We start from the raw sequence: 21796 nt of genomic DNA, 5'->3' as shown, positions 1-21796 counted from the left end.
CGCGACCGGTGCTTCAGGACAGGCCGATCGCCACCGGCCGGTCAAGGTCGCGGGCGAGATAGTCCTGGATCTGGCGGACGATCTGGCCGGCGTGGGCGATTGCCAGCCGATCAGCGCGCTCGGCGTCGCCGGCCTCGATGGCGGCGATGATTTCCTCATGCTCGTCGACATATTGACGGGGCAGCCGGTCGTCGAAGGTCGAATAATACAAGCGAAGGATGCGCCGGCCTTCGTCGAGCAGTTTGGCGAAGAACGCCGTGTAATAGGCGTTGCCGGCAAGCTCGGCGATCGCCACGTGGAATTCGCGGTTGGCCTCGATCATCGCATAGGCGTCGCGCTTAGCAACCGCGCCGGCGAAGTCCTTCTGGTGCCGGCGGATGGTCTCCATGATCGCGTCGTTCCGCCGCCCGGCGGCCCCGCGAGTCGTCACCCGGTACATCAGCGTCAGCGCTTCGAAATAGGTGGGCAGGTTGGCGAAATCGATCGGCGCAACGATCGTGTTCCGGTTCGGCAGGGTCGTGACCAGCCCATCGGCGGCAAGCCGCAACAGCGCCTCGCGAATAGGTGTCCTCGACATGCCGAAACGCTCCGACAGCCGCACCTCGTCGAGCGGACTGGCTGGCTCCAGCGCCATCGACAGGATCTCCCGGCGTAGCGCGGCATAGATGCTCTGCGTGCCGGAACCGCGCACCCGCACATTTTCCGCATCGTTCTGCATGCGTCCCTCCCCTTGATGAGAGCCTTGTAGTGCGTTTTGGCCGATTTCGGCAACGCCCCACGAATTTACAAATCATGGCGATTGAGTCTTGTCGACAGTTTGTATATAACGGACCGACTTTAACGGAGTTTCGATCGATGACAACAGGATGGAAGGGCGTATTTCCCGCCGTAACGACGCAATTCAACGAAGATCTGTCCGTGGATCTCTCCGCAACCCAGCGTGTTCAGGACGCGCTTGTCAACGACGGCGTCAACGGGCTAATCGTTATGGGCACATGTGGTGAGAACAACTCACTCGACCCCGACGAGAAGCGCACGATCCTCAAAGCCGCCGTCGAGGTCGTCAACGGCCGCGTTCCCGTCGTGACGGGCGTCTCCGAATTCGATACGCGCCGTGCCGTCGCCTATGCCCGTGACGCCGAAAAACTCGGTGCCGACGGGCTGATGCTGCTGCCGGCCATGGTCTATGTGCCGAAGCCGGAAGAGCTGATCGCACATTTCCGCACCGTCGCCGAAGCGACCTCGCTGCCGATCATGCTCTACAACAATCCGCCCGCCTACCGCGTCAACATCGGCGCCGATGTGTTGAAGGTGCTTGCCGACGTGCCGAACATCAAGGCGGTGAAGGAAAGCGCCCCGGATCCGCGCCGCTTCACCGATCTTATCAACGAATTCGGCGACCGTTTCGATATCTTTGCCGGCCTCGACGACGTCGCACTCGAGGGCCTTATGCTCGGCGCCAAGGGCTGGGTCTCGGGCCTGACCAGTGCCTTTCCTGAGGAATCCGTGCAGCTCGTTGCCGCCGCCGAACGCGGCGACTGGGAAGAGGCCCGCAGGATCTACCGCTGGTTCATGCCGCTGCTGCATCTCGATGCCGAGCATGACCTCGTGCAATCGATCAAGCTCGCCGAGCAGATCATGGGCCGCGGCTCCGAACGCGTCCGCATGCCGCGCCTGCCGCTTTCAGGGGCACGGCGCACCGAAGTCACCGCCATGGTCGAGAAGGCTGCCGCGACGCGTCCCTCGAAGCTCGGCAAGGCCGCCTGAGATTACGAGGCCGGCAGCGCACACGGGCTGCCGGACCTTCCATCCCTCGCTTTAAGTGACCGGAGCCTTGCCGGATCGGGTCAGGCTGTTGCGGCTGACCAGCGACGGCATCTGAAAAATATGCTCGGCGCCGGTGCGGCCCTCTATTCTCGAAATCAACGTCCGGGTGGCGACCTGACCGAGCTCCCTTCCCGACTGATCGATGCTTGCGAGATTGACGAGGCCGAGCGCTGCGGTCGACGAATTGTCATATCCGACGACGGCAAGATCTTCGGGCACACGCACGCCCATTTCCATCGCCAGGCTCAAAAGGGTGATGGCGTCGAGATCGCTCCAGCAGAACACGGCGCGCGGCCTGTTCTTCCTCGACAGGAACTTTCGCATCGTTTCCTCCCGCTTTGGCGGGGCGATCGGAATTTTAGTGATCGGCGCAGACGATCCCAGTCCGGCACGCTGGATCGCCCGGCGGAAGCCGATCTCGCGCTGGCGCACGACGGAGACCTGATGCCCCTCACGCTCGCCGAGGCTCAGCATTTCGACGTCGCGATAGCCGCAGGCAAGCAACGCTTCCACCGCGATCTCGGCTCCGCGCTGGTCGTCGGCATTGACCGTATCGAAGGCCGTGGCGCCGGCATCGTGATAACCGACCGCGACGATCGGTATCTGAGCCGCGAATTTTGCGATGATGTCAGAGGGCAGGCGCGGCGCAACCAGGATCAGACCATCCATCTTGTAGTCGATCATCGACTCGATCAGCGATGTCTCCAGCTGCACGCGCGCATCGCTGACACCGATCATCGCCTGGTAATGCGAAGGCGCCAGCACGCCGTTCACGCCGGCAATCACCTCGGGAAGGAAGGGATTGCGAATGTCGATCAAAAGCACGCCGATGGTGAAACTGCGGCCCCGCAACCCGCGCGCCGCCCGTGAGGGGCGATATCCAAGCACTTCAATAGCGTCGGTCACTCTCGCCCGCAGCGCTTCACTGACACCGTAGGCGTTTCGCATCACCTTGGAGACCGCGGCGACCGATACGCCCGCATGCGTCGCCACCGTCCGGATCGTCACGCGATCATTTCGTTGCAGTCTTTTTTTCTCTTCGATCGACATGAAATCTCTGGGCTACTCTGCGCGCCGTCACAATTGCTCGCAGAACCACCATGGCAGACTGGCGACGAAATTTCTATTGCGCTTCCGAAAAAAATGTAGAACGTTATATGGAGAACGTTCTACAACTCGTCGGGAGGACTTGATGAACTTTCAGCCGGCAGCCATCGACGGCAATCTCGTTTCGCGCGCCTGGTCCGGAGAGATGATCGCACCGCTGTCGGACCGCGGCCAGGGAACGGCCGCAAGCTTCGTCTCCAAGACCTTCGATCATGACGGCACCGGCCTTCCGATCGAACTCTTCATCTCGGCGCTCGGCCTCTATCGCTGCTTCATCAACGGCGCCCGCGTCGGCAACGATGTGCTGACGCCCGGCTGGACGAATTACGACGACCGCATTGCCTATCAGCGATACGACATCTCGAGATTGCTGAAATCAGGCTTCAACCGGATAGAAATCTGGCTCGCCGACGGATGGTACCGCTCGCCGATCATGTGGGGCGCCCAGGCTATTCCCAACTGCTGGGGCGACAGGATTGGGGCCATTGCGGATCTGGTCGGCCCCGGCGGCACCATTCTTTCCACCGATACGACCTGGCAAAGCGGCCTTCTGCCGATCCAGAAGTCGGGGATCTATTTCGGTGAGATTTACGACGCACGCCTGGAAAACGTCGCCGAAACTCACGGGACCGCGCAATTGCCGTTCGACACGGGGCTGCTCGTCGCGCATGAGACGGCAGCGGTGCGGGAGCTGCGGCCGCTCACCCCTATCGAAAGCTGGACCGATCATGAAGGCAGGACGATCTATGATTTCGGCCAGAATGTCGGCGGTTACGTCAGATATACGGTCCGTGGCGTCGACGGCACCGAAGTGCGGGTCGAGCACTCGGAAGTCCTTGGGCCGGAACGCCACTTCGACAATCGCAACTATCGCGCGGCCGCCGCGCACACCCTCTATACGCTCAGCGGAGACGGCGACGAGACCTATGCGCCGCATTTCACCTTCCACGGCTTCCGTTATGCCAGGGTGACGATCAAGGGCGATGCAGAGATTCTTGACATCGCCTCGATCCCGATCTCGTCGGTGCCGGAACCGGCCGGCGGCTTCACCTCGGGCAACCCTCTCGTCAATCGCCTGGTTGAGAATACCATTTGGTCGCAGCGCGCCAATTTCATCGAAGTGCCCACAGATTGCCCGCAACGCGACGAACGGCTTGGCTGGACGGGTGATGCCCAAGTCTTTGCCGCGACGGCCTGCTGGCTGAGCGACAGCCAGTTCTTCCTCAGGAAATATCTGCGCGATGTGATGGCCGACCAGCGCGAGGACGGCGCCGTCTCGCATTTCTCGCCCGACCCGACGCGTCTGCACCCCGGCAATTTCCCGGGCTATGCCGGCTCGACCGGCTGGGGTGACGCGATTGTCGTGATCCCCTGGGTTCTCTACACCCATTACGGCGACCGGTCGGTTCTTTCGGAGTGCCTGGGCTCGATGGTGCGCTGGGTCGATTTCGTCTGGTCCATCTCGGATGGCCCGATCGTCCATCCGCCCTCGCATTGGGGCGCCCGCGGCTTCACCTTCGGCGACTGGCTGCAGCCGGTCGGCGACAACAGAAAGCCGCGCCCGACCATTGCCGACGATTGTGCAGCGACCCTCTACCACTTCATCTCGACGGATCTTCTCGCGAAGATCGCAGGCGTACTCGGCGAGCAAGCGCTTGAAGAACAGATGAAAGGCCGCGCTGACAAGATCAGGTTGGCTTTCGCCAACGAGTTCATCACGCCGGCCGGGCGGCTCGCCCATAACGACCAGACATCCTATGCGCTGGCCTTCCTGTATGACCTGATACCGGGTGAGCATCATGAGGCCGCCCGGCGACATTTCAGGCAGGTGGTCGTCGATGCCGACTACAAGATCGGCACCGGCTTCATTGGCACGCCGGCCCTTTTGCCGGCCCTGACGAAACTCGGCATGGACGATCTCGCCGAAAAAGTCTTCCTGCAGGAGGATGTGCCGGGCTGGCTCTACCAGGTCTCGAAGGGGGCAACGACGATCTGGGAGCGCTGGGATTCGATGGCGCCCGACGGCACCATCTACGAACCCGACATGAACAGCTATAACCACTATGCCTATGGCGCGGTCTGCCAATGGCTGTTCGAATGTGTCGCCGGCGTTTCGCCGAGCCCGGCCGCGCCGGGTTTTGCCGAAGTGATCGTCGACCCGGCACCGATCCCGTCGCTTTCGCCGGTTTCGGCCTATCACGATATCAGCCAGGGGCGCATCGAGGCCGGCTGGCACTGCACCGGCAGCGAGGTCACCTATGTGCTGACGCTTCCGGAGGGGTGCGTCGGCCGCTTCCGGCCCGGCCGGCGGCACCGGAATGCGTCACTCAATGGGGAGCCTGTCATTGAGGAGGCGGTTCTTCCCCCGGGCACGCATCAGCTGGTCTTTTCCCTACCCGATTACTGAGGAGCATACAGGTCACACCGTTCAGAGGAGGAACGTCATGACACATCGGATAAAGCTCATTCTTGCCGGCGCATCCGCGCTTCTGGCCTTGGCCGCGGCCAGCCCGTCGCATGCAGAAACCACGCTGTCTTTCCTGATCGACAACAACCCCGACACGGTCGCGGCAGCCGAAGCACTGGTTGCGGCCTACCAGGCCAAGGCGCCCGACGTGACGATCGAAATCGAGCCGCGGGCAGGCGGCGGCGAGGGTGACAACATCATCAAGACGCGCCTGGCAACGGGCGAGATGTCCGATGTGTTCCTCTATAATTCCGGTTCGCTCTTGCAGGCGCTGAAGCCGGCGCAGACGCTTGTCGATCTGAGCGGTCTTGCCTCGCAGGCGAAGGTGGATGAAGGCTTCAAATCGGTGGTCAGCGCCGGCGGCAAACTCTACGGCGTTCCTTTCGGCACGGCGATGGCGGGTGGCATCCTCTACAACAGGAAGATCTATCAGGATCTCGGCCTCACCGTTCCGAAGACATGGGCGGATTTCATGGCCAACAATGCCAAGGTCAAGGCTTCGGGCAAGGTCGCCGTGGCGCAGACCTATCGCGATACCTGGACCTCGCAGCTGTTCGTTCTGGCCGACTATTACAATCTGCATGCCGCCGTGCCGAACTTCGCCGCCGACTATACCGCCAACAAGGCGAAATATGCAGAGACGCCCGCCGCCACAAAAGGCTTCGAACGGCTGAAGGACGTTCACGACGCCGGCCTGATGAACGAGGATTTCGGCGCGGCAAGTTATGACGACGGCCTGAGAATGGTGGCGACCGGCGAAGCGGCGCATTATCCGATGCTGAGCTTCGCCATCGGCGCCATCAAGCAGAATTATCCCGAGAATCTTGCAGATGTCGGTTTCTTCGCGCAACCGAGCGACGATGCGGCGACGAACGGCCTGACCGTCTGGATGCCGCCCGCCCTCTATATTCCCCTGACCAGCCAGCACGCAGAGGAAGCGAAGAAATTCGTGGATTTCGCCGGCAGCGTCGAAGGCTGCAAGATCATGGTGGAAACGAACACCGTGCAAGGGCCTCCGCTGATCAACGGCTGCGATCTGCCTGCCGACGTACCGCCCGCCGTAAAGGACATGCTCCCCTATTTCGACGCCAAGGGAAAGACGACCCCGGCATTGGAATTCGTATCGCCGGTGAAGGGCCCGGCTCTCGAGCAGATCACCGTCGAAGTCGGTTCCGGCATTCGCCAGCCCGCCGAGGCAGCGAAGCTCTATGACGAGGATGTGCGCAAACAGGCTAAGCAGCTCGGCCTGCCCAACTGGTAGTGGTCGTTCGGGCCAGCTAACCTCGCTCCTGACGGGGCGAGGTTTCCCCGATCGAAGAGGTAGTCATGACCGAGACACGCCCGCACTCGCGCAAATCGCCCTACCCGCTGTGGTTTTTCATTCCCGCCGCCATCATTTACGGTGTGCTGTTCCTTTTTCCGACTATATCGTCTCTCTGGTACAGCCTGACGCGCTGGGATCTCTCGACGGCCCAATTCATCGGGCTCGAAAATTTCCAGCAGTTCTTTTCCGAACCGTTCTTGGTCAAGGGGCTGATCAACACGCTGATCTACGCGGTGACGACCTCAGGCCTGAAAACGGTCTGCGGACTGCTGCTGGCCGTGCTGCTCACCAGCAATATCTTCGCCCGCGGCTTCCTGCGCACGCTGGTCTTCTTTCCCGTGCTGGTCTCGACCATCGGCATCGGCATCACCTTCACGGTCATGATGCATCCGACCAAGGGCATCATCAATGTTACGCTCGAGACGCTCGGCATTCCTGGGCCGGGATGGCTGACCAATCCGGCGCTCGCGCTTTTTTCGGTGGCCCTCGTCGACGTCTGGAAGGGTGTCGGCCTTGCCACCCTGATCTTCATCGCCGGTCTTGCCGCGATCAGTCCCGACTATTATGAGGCCGCCAGGATCGACGGCGCCACGCGGCTCCAGCAATTCTTTCGGATCACCCTGCCGCTCGTGCGCCCGGCCACCGTCATCGTCGTGACATTGTCGCTGATCGGCGGGCTCCGTTCCTTCGATCTCATATGGGCCATGACCCGCGGCGGACCCGGTTTCTCTTCCGATGTGATCGCCTCGGTCATCTACAAGCAGTACCAGGCTGGTTTCTATGGGCTGTCGACGGCCGGAAACGTCATTCTGTTCGCACTGATCGCCGTGATCATCCTGCCCTTCACCCTGTGGTTTAACCGGCGCGAGGTCGAGGAATGAGAAGCGTCCGCCCCTATGTGACGGGCGCGATAGCCCTTGCCGTCGCGGCCGTGATCTTCGTCATGCCTTTCGTTTTCGTCGCTCTGCAGGCGGTGAAATCCAAATCGGAGGCCTCCCGCCTCGATTTCGAACCTCCTGAGCATTGGCTGTTCTGGGACAATCTCGTCGCCGTCTTCAAGGCGCGCGACTATCAGCTCGTGCTCGCCTATTTCAATTCGACTCTGATTACGGTCGTTTCCGTCACGATCCTGATCCTGCTGTCGGCGATGGTCGGATATGTGATGCAGCGCCGTAAGACGGCGTGGAACCGCGTGGCTTTCGCTGCGCTGTTCATGGGTCTGATGATGCCGCCGGCCGTTGTGCCCACCATCGGCCTTTTGCAGGATATCGGCCTCTTCAAGACCATGACCGGGATGATCCTGATCCAGGTGGCCTATAATCTCTCCTTTTCGGTCCTGCTCTATCGGTCGTTCATCTCGACCATCCCGCGCGATCTCGACGAGGCGGCGCTGATCGACGGCGCCAAGCCCCGGCAGATCTTCTTCAGGGTGGTCCTGCCGCTACTGAAGCCGGTGACCGTGACCAATATCGTCGTCCAGTCGATCGCGATCTTCAACGATTTCACCAATCCGCTCTACTACCTGCCGGGCAAGGAGAATGTGACGGTGCAGCTGACGCTCTATAATTTCCAGAGCATGTATTCGAGCCAGTATAATCTGCTCTTCATGAACATCCTCCTCGTAACGATCCCGCCGCTGATCGTCTTCATCTTCTTCAACCGCCAGATCGTCGCAGGCATGACAGCAGGCGGAGTCAAAGGGTAGCAGAATGGCTGAGCTCGCTCTCAAACAGGTTCGCAAGAGCTTTGGCGCTCTCGAGGTCATCAAGGGCGTCGATCTGGAGGTTGCCTCCGGCGAGTTCGTCGTCTTCGTCGGCCCGTCGGGATGTGGGAAGTCGACGCTGCTGCGCATCATCGCCGGCCTGGAAGAGACGACCTCGGGCAGGCTGACCATCGGCGGCAAGGACGTGACCTATGCGGAACCTTCCGAGCGGGGCATCGCCATGGTGTTCCAGAGCTATGCGCTCTATCCGCATATGACGGTTGCCGAGAATATCGGCTTCGGGCTTTCGCTCGCCCGCCGCCCGAAGGCTGAAATCGCCGAGAAGGTCGCGGCGGCGGCCGAAACGCTGCAGCTCACTCATCTGCTGCAGAGAAAGCCGAAAGCGCTTTCCGGCGGCCAGCGGCAGCGCGTCGCCATCGGCCGGGCGATCGTGCGCGATCCCAGGGTGTTCCTGTTCGACGAGCCGCTCTCCAATCTCGATGCTTCGCTGCGGGCACAGATGCGCCTGGAGATCTCGGAACTCCACGCCCGTCTGAACTCGACGATGATCTATGTCACCCACGACCAGGTCGAGGCGATGACGATGGCCGACAAGATCGTCGTTTTGAACGGTGGCGCCGTCGAGCAGATCGGCAGCCCGATGGAGCTCTACCGCAATCCCGCCACACCCTTCGTCGCCGGCTTCATCGGCAGCCCGAAGATGAACCTCTATGGCGGCGAGACGGCACGGCGAATGAACTGCACGACCTACGGCATCCGCCCGGAACATGTCAGGCTTTCGGAAGGCACCGGCCAGTGGCAAGGCAGAATCCGACACGTGGAACGGCTCGGCGCCGACGCGATCCTCTATCTCGATGTCCCCGAACTCGGCGAAATGGTCGTGCGCGCCGAAGGCGAGACGCCGTTTGCATCAGGCATGACGGTCTGGGCAAATCCGGTGGAGGGAGCGGAACACCGGTTCTGAGACCGGGTTAAAGCCCCACCTCGAGGAGCAATCCTACTGACCGAAAGTCCCGCCCCTCACGGCTGTTTGTTTGAGAGAGCCACCAGGTCCTCTTTGAGCCGGACCGGCAGACTCATTCGTTCGTGAAGAATGCTCATGACACCAAGATCGCCGTTCTTAAGCGCGCGAAAGAACACATAGTGATGCTCATAACGGCCGAAATAGGCTGACCGCTTGATGTCTGCCGGAACCGCCAGACGCTGCGGAAGCTGCCGCCAGATCGACCGATCCTCGCACAAACGCTGCAAATAGGCGTGCAGTCCGAGAAAATAGGCCTCCGCCTGCTTCTCGCCCCACGCCTCGACCATATCACGCCAGATCTTGTCCTGCGCGGCATCGGCGCGCGGATAAAATCGATAGGCCACCAGACTTATCGACGCTTGTTACGGCGGATGACGTCTTCAGCCGAAACCGCGACGAATTCGCTGTCGTCGGCCCGCATCGCCGGCGCGAGCTCCCTCTGCAGCATGTCCCAGGCTTCATTACGAGTCTGCAAGTCGCGGCGAATGAGAGCGCGGATATACTCGCTGGCGTTTTCATAAAGGCCGTCATCGCCGACCTGCTGCTGGATATGATCCTGCAACTGCCCACTGACCTTCACATGAATGCTGCCCGATGCCATCGGCATATCCTTTAGTTTCGTTTTATGATGGGTAGCGTAGCACATTTTGTCAATATTCATCACGCGCGCCTCCGTAGCAGCGCTAAGGCGAGCAGCAACCCTCACGTCGGGGCCGGATGCTTGACGGAAGACCCTCAGTTGCAAAGCCGTGACACTCGTTAACAACCATCCGAAGGGATGCCGGGCGCAACTTGCCTTTGTATCATTTAGTCTTTAAGGACGCCCCAATTTCCAAGGCGTAGGGTTGAACCAGCATGTCACATAACCAGACCATATCCTCGGACCTCGGCGTGACGGCCGGCGATCTCGATCGCTATTTTACATTTCTCCGCCATGTTCTCGTGAATGCAGCCGCGTCGCGGCGAGGTGACGAAAGCCTCGATTATGCAACTGCGATGAGTGAGGCTATGCAACTCGCCCGTGCTACCCATGACGCCGGCCGGAAGATCATCTTCATCGGTAACGGCGGCAGCGCCGCGATTGCCAGCCATATGGCGACGGACTATTCCAAAAATGGCGGACTCCGCGCCATGGCGATGAACGACGGCGCGACGCTGACATGCCTCTCGAACGACCTCGGCTATGAGAACGTCTTCGCAAAGCAGATCGAAATGCATGCGAATGAAGGGGATCTGCTGGTCGCGATCAGCAGTTCAGGCAGATCGGAAAGCATCACCAAGGCCGTCCGCACTGCCCGCGAAAAAGGCGGCGCCGTTATCACCTTGAGCGGCTTCGCTCCGGGCAACCCGTTGCGTGCGCTCGGCGATCTGAACTTCTACGTCGCTTCCGATCAATATGGCTATGTGGAGATTGCCCATCTCGCGATCTGCCACGCCATATTGGATTTTTCCTGCGGCCTCGTCCCGCCCGTCCTTTCCTAAGAGCCTTATCACGCGCATGAATTTCCCCCACATCCACGATCCGGAACTGTCGCTCCTTACGCCGGACGACGACGTCACCGACCCGGAAGTCACCATCCTCGTCCCCTCGCTCAACGAGGAATTGACGATCGGAACCTTCGTCGACTGGTGCCGTCAAGGCATCGCGGCAAGTGGTGCGGCGGTAGAAATCCTCATCGTCGACAGTTCGACCGATCGCACGCCGGAAATCGCCCGTGAGCGGGGCGCGCGCGTATTGCGGACGCCGAAGCGCGGCTTGGGCAGAGCTTACATCGATGCCATTCCCTTCGTCCGCGGCAAGTTCATCATCATGGGCGATGCGGACTGCACCTATGATTTTCGCCAGATAGCGCCCTTCATCGAGGCATTCCGGAAGGGATCCGAATTTGTCATGGGCTCGCGATTCAAGGGCTCGATCGAAGACAATGCGATGCCGCCGCTGCATCGTTATTTCGGAACGCCGCTGACGACGTGGATTCTCAATCGGATGTTCGGCAGCCGCTTTTCCGACATCCATTGCGGCATGCGGGGCATCAGTGTCGATGCGCTGCTTCGCATGGATCTCCGCTCGCAAGGCTGGGAATACGCTTCGGAAATGGTGCTGAAATCAGTCCATATGGAGCTTGCGACGACCGAGGTGCCGATTCACTTCCTGAAGGATCCGGAAGGACGGCTGAGCCACATGAAGCGCCGAGGCTGGATGGAGCCCTGGCGCGCCGGCTGGCGCAATCTGCAGGCGATGTTTGTCTACGGGTTCGATTTCTTTTTGATTTGGCCGGGCTTCCTGCTGCTGGCCCTCGGCTTGATCATAATGTTGCCGCTGCTCGCCGGACCTATGTCGATAGCAGGCGTGCGGTTCTCGTCGAATGCCATGCTGTTTGCGATGGCTCTGGCCGTCCTTGGTCAATCAATGCTGATTTCGGCAGCGATCGGTCGGGTGATTTTTGACTATTCGGGACATGTGCAGCCTCGCCTCGAGCGGCGCCTTCCTTACAATGCAACGATATGGGGATCAGTTATCGCCGTTCTGACAGGCGTTTTGCTGGCGGTTCCGCTCTTCGATTCCTATGTCGGGAACGGCTACGTGCTGCCCGAGATCGGCATCGAGACCAACTGGGCCGTCTTCGGGCTGTGGCTCATCATCACGGCGTTCCAAATCTTCATATCAGGGCTCATGATACGAGCACTCGGGGTCATGCTGCCAGTCAAGAAGCCTGCGCCGCCTCTCGCGGGATAAAGCCACGAAAGGGCTATCATGATCGTAGGCTGGTGCACGGTTCTTTCCATAATATTATGGGGCCTCGTGATCGACAGGGGCATCGTTGTCCGGCTCAACCGACGTTGCGATCAGCCCTTTCGAGACGGCACCGATTTTCTGTTCAGCGGTATCCTACCGGCTCTGGCGATTGCCGGCGGCGCGGCCACCATTTTTGGCGCATTTCATGGATTGAGATGGGAAATCATTCTTCCCATAGTAGTTATCTCGTTGATCTGGCGCCGGCGCGATCTCGTTGCCGTTCTTTGCGATCTGGCTTCGCTGCTTCGTAAAATCGCAATTGAATCGAAAAACGGAAATCCCATTCCGGCGCTTGCGGCCTTCACATGCATCATGCTTTGCTATGTGTGGAGCGTGCTGTCGCTCTTTCCGCCAGCCGTTGCCGACGTGTGGGTTTTCCATATCCCTCTCGCCAACAGCATCATCGATCATGCCGGCTTTGTGTCGCCGCAGATCGATCATCCCTTCTACGGCAATATTCCCCTCTTCTTCAATCTGCTGTTTGCGCTCGTCATGATGGTCAGCGGTCACTGGACCGGCGCGGCCGCCATGAACATCGCAATTTTCTTCGGATTTCTGTTCCTGCTTTCAAGTTGCGCCAGTCGTTGGCGAGCATGCGGTTTTTTCCTGGTGGCAGCGCTGATCCTCAGCATCCCCTTCTTCAGGGGGAGTGTCGGCGAACCGATGACGGATCTTGCCCGGTCGTGTTTCTCGGTCGCAGCCGTGCTTTTCCTGTGGCGTTATCTGGAGACCCGGCGGCCGGCGGAGCTCTTTCATTGTGCGCTCGTATTGGGAGGAGCGGTCGGAGGGAAATATACGGAACTGCAAATGGTCGGCCTCATAGGGCTGGTATTGATACCGATGCTGCTCAAGGGAAGGATATCCCTGCCGCTCCTTCTGTCATGCCTTTGCGCATTCCTCGCGGTCGCCGGCTACTGGTATGCGAAAAACCTGATTGTCCTCGGCAATCCGATCTATCCCTTCATGTTCGGCCATCAGGGCCTCAGCGATGCCTGGATGGCGGATTACATGCTCGAATTGGGCAGGGCCTTCGATCCCGCGAACCGGCACTTTGTTACCAACCTCGCTACTCTGCAGGGTTGGCACGACTTCCTCTTTATCCTTTACGACTGGTTTCTCGAAAATAAGCCAAATGCATTCGTCGCCCTCGCTTTGATCCTGGCCGGTCTGGCGGTGGCTTTCCGGCGCATCGCCTTTCTCGCAGCGATGGTCCTTGCTATGTTCGTGATATGGTACACCGTTATGTTCAATCACATACGGTGGGCGACGCCAGCCTATCTGCTTTTCTTTTCGACCGGGTTTATCGGCGCCTCCCTGGTTCGGGAAAGATTGGATGAATGGCTCGACCGACGGGTCCTGCCGCGGATGGCTCCACTGACAAAAGTGGCCTCTTCGCCAGCAGGCATGGTCGCCAGCCCGATGATAATAGTCTTGCTGGCCGGCGGGCTCTGGATTTCCCATTGGCATCAAATGGGCGGCAGCGACATCGACCCGGTCAAGGCGAAAGACATTGACGTCGTGCTGGGGATGATAAGCGTCGACCAATATATGGAGAGCCATCGCGAAGCTTATTTCATGTACCGCTATATCGCAGCTCACGACCTGCGAACCGTTTTTCAGCCTTTCGATACGGCCAATACCTTATTGTCCACGGCTTACAACGGCGGCCGCGATGGCGGCTGGCAACTGCCGCGCTACGTTCTGCCGGCACCGGGTTCGGATATCGGTGCTTTCATCAAGGACAATAAGATAGCTTACTTCATCGTTCCACCCGATGCCGGTAGCGCGTTCCTCGCCGAACGCATCGGAGAAGACAAAATAGCGATGGCCAACAGCGTCATAGCCCATATGATGCCTCGCTCCTCGCTGATATTGACGGATCGGTTCGGCTGGAAGCTCTATCGCTTTGATGCGGATCGGCAATCGTGACCACGCCGTCCTCACGCGCATTGTTTCGTATCGGCATACCGGCCGTGAAGGTGGCCGTCGCGCTTGGCCTCGTCATATGGACCGCGCGCAAGGTCGATTTCGCGGAAGGGTGGGCTGCGGTCCGCACCCTACCGGCGACGACCATCTGGGTCAGCGTCTTCCTGCTTCTCTTTCAGGCCCTGCTTTCGGCCTGGCGGTGGTGCCTGCTATCGGAAATGATAGGGCAAAGGCTGAAAATGGCCGGCGCCATAAACCTCTTCATGCAGAGCCTGTTTTACAATCAGGCTCTTCCAAGTCCCATTCCAGGCGATGCCGCCCGCATATTCGGCGCCATCAAATATGGCCTGACGATAACGGAAGCGACACTGGGTGTTGTAATCGACCGAATCCTCACTCTTTTCGGGCTGGCCGTCGTCGCGCTGCTCGGACTGATCATCATGCGCGGCTTTTATGGACACGACTTCCCAATCCCCTATCTGGTCGAACTCACGGCTCTCGGGGTTGCGGGAACAATCGCATCGGCCCTGCTCTTCACCTGGCGCCGGCATTTTTTCGTCCGGTTTCTTCCGGCAAAGCTGCACGCGCTGAACGAGGCGCTGGCAGCTTTTCTCAGCCACCGAAGAATGCTGGGGATATTCCTGTTGACCCTCGTCATTCACGGATTGAGTGTCGTCTCGCTTGAAATCCTCGTTGTCGGTCTTGGTCTCCCGCTCGATTGGGGTCAGGCCGCAGCCGCTTTCCCGCCGGTCCTGTTGATCGCTATGGTTCCGATTTCCGTTGGAGGATGGGGGCTGCGCGAAGGCGGCATGATCCTTTCACTTGCCGTGTTCGGCATCGGCACCACGGACGCCGCGACGCTGTCGGTGGTTTTCGGCCTGCTGCAGCTTGTGGTCGGCTTGGCCGGTGGTGTATTCGTCCTATCGCGTCCTCATTCGGGAAAGATCAAAGCGCTCTGAAGAGCCTTAACAGATCATATGGAGCTGCCGACATGCATGCCTTGGTAACAGGAGGGGCCGGTTTTATCGGCAGCCATCTCTGCGATCGCCTTTTGGATTCGGGTTATCGGGTAACCGCGATCGACAACCTTCATCTTGGCCGCATGCGCAACATCGATCATCTGCTGCAGCGATCGGATTTTCGTTTCCATGAGCTGGATATGCTCGATCGGGAAGGCATGGATCGGCTCATTGGCGCGGACCGTCCCGACGCCGTTTTCCATCTCGCCGCCAATTCCGATATTGCCGCCGGCAATGCCAATGTCGAGCTCGACCTCCAGCTGAACCAGCTGACGACGACGACGCTGCTCGCCATCATGCGCAAGCATGAAATCAGCAAGCTTTTCTTCGCCAGCACCTCCGCCGTATTCGGTGAAGCCGAAGGAAACATTCACGAAAATCATGGCCCGCTGCGGCCGATTTCGCTCTATGGCGCCAGCAAGCTTGCCGCCGAAGCCTATTTGTCCGTCTATGCGCTGTCGTTCGGCATCAAGACGCTCGTGCTGCGCTTTCCCAATGTCGTCGGGGAACGCTCCACTCATGGAGCCATCTATGACTTCATCAACAGGTTGAAGGCTGATCCGAGGCGGCTCCAGGTGCTCGGGAATGGCATGCAGACGAAGCCCTATCTCTATGTCGGCGACCTGGTGGACGCGATTCTCCTTGCCTGGGAAAAGGCGCCCGGTGCCTATGAGGTATTTCATGCCAGCGGCATCGGCGAAACGTCGGTCCGGGATATCGCCGAGATCGTGGTCTCGAAGGTCGCTTCCGGCGCCGCCATCGAATATGGCAGCGAAGACCGTGGCTGGCTGGGCGACGTGCCGCGCTTCAGCTACGACATAAGCAGGCTTGTCGCGCTCGGCTGGACGCCGAAGCGGAAGTCGACCGAGGCTGTTGAACTCGCCGTCGAGCGGATCTTGGCGAATGGGTTCTGAGAACGCTATCCGCGAAGCTATCATTATCGCCGGAGGCCTCGGAACGCGCGCGCGCAGCATGACGGGCGATGTCATTCCGAAGGCTCTTCTGCCGCTTGCCGGCGTGCCGATTATTGTCCGGCAAATTCGTGTCCTCGCCCGCGAAGGCGTTCAGCATGTGCGCGTGCTTGGCGGCCATCTCGGCAACCAGCTCGAGCCTGCCCTTGGCCCGGAAGCCGAAAAGCTTGGCGTTACGATCGAAATCTTCGTTGAGAAGTCTCCGCTCGGTACAGCCGGTTGCTTAACGACTTTGGACACGATCGCCGATGACGTCCTTATCGTCTACGGCGATATGCTTTTTGATATCGACCTGTCGGCACTTGCCCGTCATCGCCGGCAGTTTCCCGCCGCGCTGACGATCATCGCCCATCCCAACGATCATCCCCGCACATCCGATATCGTCGTTCAGAAGAACGGCTACCTCCAGCGCCTGTTGCCCCGCAAGGCGCCGCGCGATGCGGATTGGCGCAATCTCGTGCCGGCCGGTTTGTACGTGGCTTGCGGCCAGTTCTTCGACACTCTCCAGTCGGGGCAGCCGGCCGACATGATCCATGATGTGATCCCCGGTCTCCTCGAGCGATCCATACCGGTCGCAATTTATGATACGCCCGAATATATGAAAGATACCGGATCTCCGAGCCGACACGCCGCCGCCGCCGAGGATATTCGCCATGATCGGGTTCATGCCGTCCATCTGTCGGTTCGAAGACCTGCAGTGTTTTTCGATTGCGACGGCGTGCTCAACGAAGATGTCGGCGGCCACGGAGTCATACATCCAGACCAGGTGAAGCTGATCAGTCAAGCCGGCGAAGCGGTGCGGCTCGCGCGTGAGGCCGGCTTCCTTGCGGTTGCCGTGACCAACCGGCCGCAGGTCGCCAAAGGCTTGCTTGATGAGACCGGCCTGGATCATGTTCTTGGTCGCCTCGAGGCCGAGCTTGCCGAAGACGGCGGCGTTCTGGACCGAATCTATTTTTGCCCGCACCACCCGGACAAAGGATTTCCAAACGAAGTCACCGCGCTCAAGATCGATTGCGCTTGCCGCAAACCGGGGGATCTGATGATCCGCCAGGCGATGGCGGAACTGCCGATCGAAAAATCGAAATCCGTCATCATTGGCGACAGTTTGCGCGACATTGGTGCGGGCCGTAAGGCGGGCATCTGGGCCTATGGCGTGCGGACCGGTTATGGCCTGCGGGATGTGAAGAGCTATCCTGCCGCGGAAACCGAAATCCCACGCGCCGATCTTGTTTTCGACACGGTCTACGACGCCGTTCGCTTTCAATGCGGCTACGAGGAGATCGGGAAAGCTCTGTCCAGAGCGATTGAGGAGCGGCTTTCAGATACAGCGGGTCCGCTGCTCGTCAGCATATGCGGCCGTTCCCGCTCCGGGAAAAGTACCTTTGCGCATGCCGTTCAACGCATCCTCTCGGAAGCAGGGCGCGGGGTGCTGAGGCTGGAACTCGACCGCTGGATACTGCCGGTCGAACATCGTAGCCCTGATATGAATGCGGAAGAGCGCAGCAGGGTTGAACTCTATCCCGAAATCGTCAGCACTCTGCGCCGGTCCGGACGGGTCGAAGCGCCCGGCTATGACGCGGCAAGCCGTGGCCAGTTCAGAGGCACCACCTATGACGCGCGAGATGCCGAGGTCATCCTGCTGGATGGCATCTTTGCCGGGCATGCGTCGATCCGCCAGCAGGTCGATATGGCCGTGTTCGTCGAAGCGTCGCAGCAGACCCTGCTGAACCGCTTTCACACATTCTATGCCTGGAAAGGCCTCACGCCGGTTGCCGCCGAAGGGCTCTGGCAGTCGCGAATTCAGGAAGAGTGGCCGAGGATCGATCTGCAGCGCACATCGGCCGATATCGTCATCAATCTCGAGGAGACAACCCTTTGATCGTTTCATCCGCACCTTTTCGGGTTAGCTTCGCCGGCGGCGGCTCGGACATCGCGTCCTATTACCGCCGGCAAGCCGGAGCGGTCTTGTCCTGCGCGATAGCCAAGTACAGCTTCGTCATCGTGCATAACTATTTCAACGAAAACAAATACCATCTGAAATATACGCGGACAGAGCTTGCCGACACCCTTGAGGAGATCGCGCATCCGCTGCTGCGCGAGGCCTTGCGCATGCATCGGGTCGAGCCGGGCATCGAAGTCGCTTCCGTCGCCGATATTCCCTCCGGAACCGGGCTGGGATCATCCAGCTCCTTTTCCGTGGCGCTGATCAACGCGCTCTACGCCCACAGGTCGCGTTTCGCCTCCAAGGATCAGTTGGCGGAAGAAGCGTGCAGGCTCGAAATCGATATCCTGAAGGAGCCGATCGGCAAACAGGACCAGTACGCAGCCGCGCATGGCGGCTTGAATTTCATCGAATTCAATTCCAACGGCAGCGTCAATGTGCAGCCCGTCGTGCTCAGCGCCGAAAAGATGGCTGAGCTCGAGAGCAATATCCTTCTGTTTTTCACCGGAAGCCAGCGCGACACGCGCTCTGTGCTATCGACGCAGGTGCAGGCCATGGAGACGAACGAAGAAAAGTTCCGGACGGTCGAGCGCATGGTACAGTTGGCCTACGAAATGCGCGACATCCTGATGGCCGGGGATCTCGGCGCCTTCGGCGAAGCGCTGCACCGCGGATGGATGATGAAGCGATCGCTGACGTCGCAGATCACCAATAGCGCCATTGACGAGTTTTATGAGGCGGCACGCGCAGCCGGCGCGATCGGCGGCAAGCTCGCAGGTGCCGGCGGCGGCGGTTTCCTCGTTCTCTATTGCCCCAGAGATCGCCAGGCAAAAGTCCGGCAAGCGCTATCGAAGCTCAAGGAAATCGAGTTTCGTTTTGACTGGAGCGGCGCGCGCATCGCCTTTGCACAATAGAGGACGTGAATGGCACCGCGTCTCATCATCACGGGATCAACCGGCTATATCGGTGCGAGACTTGCAACGCTGGCGCGTGAGCGTGGCTTCGAGGTGGTCGAGCTCGGCCGGCGATCTAGAGCCAAGTGGCGCATCGGAGATGAGCCCGCCGCGTCCGATCTGAAGGGGGCTGCTGCCGTCGTTCATCTCGCGCATTCCTGGGCCACCGGGCCGGAGACGGCCGAGGAAAACAACATCAATATTTCGGGCACCATAAAATTGGCGGAAGCGGCAAAGGTAGCCGGAGTACCACGCTTCGTCTTTGCCTCCTCCACCTCGTCCAGGCAGGAAGCGCTGAACGTTTACGGCCGCACCAAGTACAGAATTGAGCAGCATCTGGCGGCCAGCTTCGCGGCGCCGATCGTTCGGATCGCGCGAATTGGGCTTGTTTACGGCGGCCCGCGCACCGCGATGTACGGTCTGATGGCGAAACTATCGGCCTTAAGTCCGCTTCTGCCGATGATTGGGCTTAGCCGAAAGGTTCAACCCATTCATCTCGATGAAGTCGCCGCGGGCCTGTTGGCGCTGGCGACAGACGAAAGCCAGCTGCCGCAAACATTCGTGCTCGCCCAGGAGAGGCCGATAAGCTTTGCCGCCTGGCTGCGAATTCTTCGCCTCAGCCAGGGCAAAGGGAAGCTGCATTTCATCCCGATCCCCCTCGCTGCGGCCCTGCTTGCCTGTCGTATGACGAAGCTTCTGCCGCTGATCCCGACGGTCGATCCGGAGCGCGTCCTGGGGCTTGCGGGAGCCGCCCCTATGGAAAGTGGGGACAGTCTCAGGCTGCTGAAATTGACCTTGGCTGATCCACTGGTGGTGCTCTCGGCGGAGCTCGGCCAGAAAAGTGGAGAGCCGTCGCAAAGCGAGGCCAAGGCGCTGCTGCACTATCTCGGCTCCCCACCCACCGAAGCGCAGGTGGAGCGCCTCTGCGAAGGGCTTCGGCGCGAAGGACTGGCGCCGCTCGGTCTCTCCCCGACGCTGATCAGGCATCCGCGTCTGCTGGCGCTCTTTGAACCACCCGCCAATCGGACGCAGCATCGCCTCGCAAGAGCCCTTTACCTCGCCGATCTCGCGAGCGAGCCGGAACGGCAGCGGGGCAAAAGGGCCGGTTTCTTCAAGGCGATCCTGACGATATCAAGCGATGTCTTGCTCCTTCCGCTCCGCGCCCTTTTGGCCGGGAGATATCGATGAAAGAGCCCGATGCCGACTTCATCATCATCGGCAGCGGCCCTGCAGGTGTTTCCGCCGCGTTTCCGCTTATAGCGGCCGGCCGCCGCGTTCTGATGCTGGACGCGGGCAATGACGTCGGGTCGCAGGAGGAAAGCCGCAGTGTGCGCATCCTCGGAAGCGATCTCGAATCCATGCGTGCGGACGATGGCAGCTCGCCAAAACTGCAGACGCCGGTGTCGCGCGGGATTCTCGAACGGTTTCGCCGCGATTCCGGCATCGGTGGCGCTGGATTCCTGCCCATTGGCAGCCTCGCCCGCGGCGGCCTCTCCAATATCTGGGGCGCGCAAATCAGCTATCTCGATGCCGAGGACATTGCCGATTGGCCGATAGACATCGCTGCCCTGCAAAAGTCCTACGAGCGCATATCCGAGCGCATCGGGCTCAGCAGGAATTCTGATTACAAGACAAGCGCCGGCGGCGAGCCTGTCCTGCCGCTCGGGGCGACAGCTGCCCATGTTCTTCGTAGACACGAGGTCGCGAAGCCGGCGGACGGCTCGTTTCGGCTTTTCCCCGCCGTCAACGCCATACTTTCCGAGGCGAGGACAGGACGGGCGGCATGCGACCTGCGCGGTGACTGTCTCTATGGTTGTCCGGGCGGCGCCATCTATAACAGCAGGCAGGACCTGCTTCTGTTGCGGAAATCCCCGCATTTTCGCTTGCTCGACAACAAGCGGGCCGTCTCGCTGACACGCAATGCGGGCTGGACGGTCGGAACGGCCGATGGCTCGTCATTTTTCGCGCCGAGGATCATTCTTGCCGCAGGGGTACTTGGAACGGCCGCCCTGCTGGCGGACCATCTTCCGATCGAGGAACAGGGACTGCGCCTCCTGAACAGTCCCACGCTGGCCATTCCTCTGCTCTCCCCCGCGAGGTTGCTGCGTTCGTCGACGCCGACGCACAGTCTGGCGCAGCTCGGATTATCTCTGCGTTACGGCGGCGGCACTTCCGATTATGTGACGGGAGCGATCTATGAAGTCGGCTCCTTGCCGGCACAAAGCTTCATCAACAGGATGCCGCTCGGTCGGAAGGCCGGTCGCGCCGCCTTCGAGACGATCGCCGGAAGCCTCCTCGTCGCCACGATCTATTATCCTGGCGATCAAAGCCGCAGCCATATCCACCGAGACGCAACGATGGGGAAGGGTTTGACCATCCGAGGCGGCTTCGCGGAAGGCTTTGATGTCAGTGCCGAAGCTTTGAAAAAGGCGCTTCGTCGTGAATGGAAACGGTTGGGACTCATTCAGCTGCCGGGCGCATCGCTGGCGGAGCCGGGTGTCGACGCGCATTTCGCCGGCACCTTGCCTATGGGCGCGGCAGGTCCGTTCGGCACCTCCGCAGACGGCGAATTGAACCTCCATCCCGGTCTCCACATCGTCGACGGCTCGATCATTCCGGATCTGTCATCGAAATATATCACGATGACGATCATGGCCAATGCCGATCGCATCGCCCATCGACTTGCCGAAACAGACGCAAAGCCGGCACTCTGAAT

General features: G+C 60.2%; 19 protein-coding genes. 15 read left to right on the top strand and 4 right to left on the bottom strand.

All coding sequences use genetic code 11. The features are described from left to right. Positions 1-13: 13 nt before the first annotated feature. Positions 14-718, bottom strand: a complete 705-nt coding sequence (locus tag QWJ46_RS20450) for a GntR family transcriptional regulator (protein ID WP_302753324.1) — start codon at positions 716-718, stop codon at positions 14-16. 137 nt (positions 719-855) lie between these two features. On the opposite strand from QWJ46_RS20450, the gene QWJ46_RS20445 reads away from it, so the two are divergent. Continuing rightward, positions 856-1767 (top strand): dihydrodipicolinate synthase family protein, encoded by a 912-nt coding sequence (locus QWJ46_RS20445; RefSeq protein ID WP_184458891.1) that lies wholly within the window; start codon positions 856-858, stop codon positions 1765-1767. 51 nt (positions 1768-1818) lie between these two features. Here the strand turns inward: QWJ46_RS20445 and QWJ46_RS20440 are convergent, their stop codons facing one another. Next, positions 1819-2877, bottom strand: a complete 1059-nt coding sequence (locus tag QWJ46_RS20440; protein ID WP_302753323.1) for a LacI family DNA-binding transcriptional regulator — start codon at positions 2875-2877, stop codon at positions 1819-1821. Positions 2878-3019: 142 nt separating this feature from the next. Here QWJ46_RS20440 and QWJ46_RS20435 point away from each other — a divergent pair, with 142 nt between their 5' ends. The 5 genes from QWJ46_RS20435 (at position 3020) to QWJ46_RS20415 (ending at position 9412) form a co-directional block, all read left to right on the top strand. Then, complete coding sequence (locus tag QWJ46_RS20435) at positions 3020-5341, top strand: alpha-L-rhamnosidase (protein ID WP_302753322.1); 2322 nt, start codon at positions 3020-3022, stop codon at positions 5339-5341. A gap of 37 nt (positions 5342-5378) precedes the next feature. Next, a complete protein-coding gene (locus QWJ46_RS20430) occupies positions 5379-6662 on the top strand; it encodes an ABC transporter substrate-binding protein (RefSeq protein ID WP_302753321.1) in 1284 nt (427 codons plus the stop codon). Between the two features lie 65 nt (positions 6663-6727). Beyond that, a complete protein-coding gene (locus QWJ46_RS20425; RefSeq protein WP_302753319.1) occupies positions 6728-7606 on the top strand; it encodes a carbohydrate ABC transporter permease in 879 nt (292 codons plus the stop codon). After that, positions 7603-8430 carry a carbohydrate ABC transporter permease gene (locus QWJ46_RS20420; RefSeq protein ID WP_302753317.1) on the top strand — a complete coding sequence of 276 codons (828 nt, stop codon included), beginning with the start codon at positions 7603-7605 and terminating at the stop codon, positions 8428-8430. Before QWJ46_RS20425 ends, QWJ46_RS20420 begins: the two co-directional genes overlap by 4 nt. Before the next feature lie 4 nt (positions 8431-8434). Beyond that, on the top strand, positions 8435-9412 hold the full coding sequence (locus QWJ46_RS20415; RefSeq protein ID WP_302753315.1) for an ABC transporter ATP-binding protein: 978 nt from the start codon (positions 8435-8437) through the stop codon (positions 9410-9412). A gap of 56 nt (positions 9413-9468) precedes the next feature. Here QWJ46_RS20415 and QWJ46_RS20410 read toward each other — a convergent pair whose 3' ends face one another. Together QWJ46_RS20410 and QWJ46_RS20405 are read right to left on the bottom strand one after the other, a co-directional pair. Further along, positions 9469-9819 carry a type II toxin-antitoxin system RelE/ParE family toxin gene (locus tag QWJ46_RS20410; RefSeq protein WP_302753353.1) on the bottom strand — a complete coding sequence of 117 codons (351 nt, stop codon included), beginning with the start codon at positions 9817-9819 and terminating at the stop codon, positions 9469-9471. 2 nt (positions 9820-9821) lie between these two features. Beyond that, positions 9822-10073: a type II toxin-antitoxin system ParD family antitoxin gene (locus QWJ46_RS20405; RefSeq protein ID WP_368046098.1), complete on the bottom strand. Its 252-nt coding sequence runs from the start codon at positions 10071-10073 to the stop codon at positions 9822-9824. A gap of 254 nt (positions 10074-10327) precedes the next feature. Between QWJ46_RS20405 and QWJ46_RS20400 the strand changes: the two genes are divergently transcribed. The 9 genes from QWJ46_RS20400 to QWJ46_RS20360 are packed head-to-tail and all read left to right on the top strand — an operon-like array spanning position 10328 to position 21794. Then, positions 10328-10954: an SIS domain-containing protein gene (locus QWJ46_RS20400; protein WP_302753312.1), complete on the top strand. Its 627-nt coding sequence runs from the start codon at positions 10328-10330 to the stop codon at positions 10952-10954. A gap of 16 nt (positions 10955-10970) precedes the next feature. Continuing rightward, complete coding sequence (locus tag QWJ46_RS20395; protein WP_302753311.1) at positions 10971-12209, top strand: glycosyltransferase family 2 protein; 1239 nt, start codon at positions 10971-10973, stop codon at positions 12207-12209. Between the two features lie 18 nt (positions 12210-12227). Continuing rightward, positions 12228-14198, top strand: a complete 1971-nt coding sequence (locus QWJ46_RS20390; protein WP_302753309.1) for a hypothetical protein — start codon at positions 12228-12230, stop codon at positions 14196-14198. Continuing rightward, the gene (locus QWJ46_RS20385; protein ID WP_302753307.1) at positions 14195-15154 is read left to right on the top strand and encodes a lysylphosphatidylglycerol synthase transmembrane domain-containing protein; all 960 of its coding nucleotides are present in this window, start codon (positions 14195-14197) and stop codon (positions 15152-15154) included. The genes QWJ46_RS20390 and QWJ46_RS20385 overlap by 4 nt, the downstream gene beginning before the upstream one ends. 32 nt (positions 15155-15186) lie before the next feature. Further along, positions 15187-16128 carry an NAD-dependent epimerase/dehydratase family protein gene (locus tag QWJ46_RS20380; RefSeq protein WP_302753305.1) on the top strand — a complete coding sequence of 314 codons (942 nt, stop codon included), beginning with the start codon at positions 15187-15189 and terminating at the stop codon, positions 16126-16128. Continuing rightward, positions 16118-18064, top strand: a complete 1947-nt coding sequence (locus tag QWJ46_RS20375; protein ID WP_302753303.1) for an HAD-IIIA family hydrolase — start codon at positions 16118-16120, stop codon at positions 18062-18064. Before QWJ46_RS20380 ends, QWJ46_RS20375 begins: the two co-directional genes overlap by 11 nt. Continuing rightward, the gene (locus QWJ46_RS20370) at positions 18061-19041 is read left to right on the top strand and encodes a GHMP kinase (protein WP_302753301.1); all 981 of its coding nucleotides are present in this window, start codon (positions 18061-18063) and stop codon (positions 19039-19041) included. Before QWJ46_RS20375 ends, QWJ46_RS20370 begins: the two co-directional genes overlap by 4 nt. Positions 19042-19050: 9 nt before the next feature. Further along, positions 19051-20268, top strand: coding sequence for an NAD(P)-dependent oxidoreductase (locus QWJ46_RS20365; protein ID WP_302753300.1), 1218 nt, complete (start codon positions 19051-19053; stop codon positions 20266-20268). Continuing rightward, positions 20265-21794 (top strand): FAD-dependent oxidoreductase, encoded by a 1530-nt coding sequence (locus tag QWJ46_RS20360; protein ID WP_302753298.1) that lies wholly within the window; start codon positions 20265-20267, stop codon positions 21792-21794. The genes QWJ46_RS20365 and QWJ46_RS20360 overlap by 4 nt, the downstream gene beginning before the upstream one ends. Positions 21795-21796: the final 2 nt, after the last annotated feature.

It is taken from the genome of Rhizobium sp. CBN3 (assembly GCF_030518245.1).
GTDB classification, from domain to species: domain Bacteria; phylum Pseudomonadota; class Alphaproteobacteria; order Rhizobiales; family Rhizobiaceae; genus Rhizobium; species Rhizobium aethiopicum_A.
Note: the sequence above shows the minus strand (reverse complement) of the source record. Positions and strands in the feature narration are given on the sequence as shown.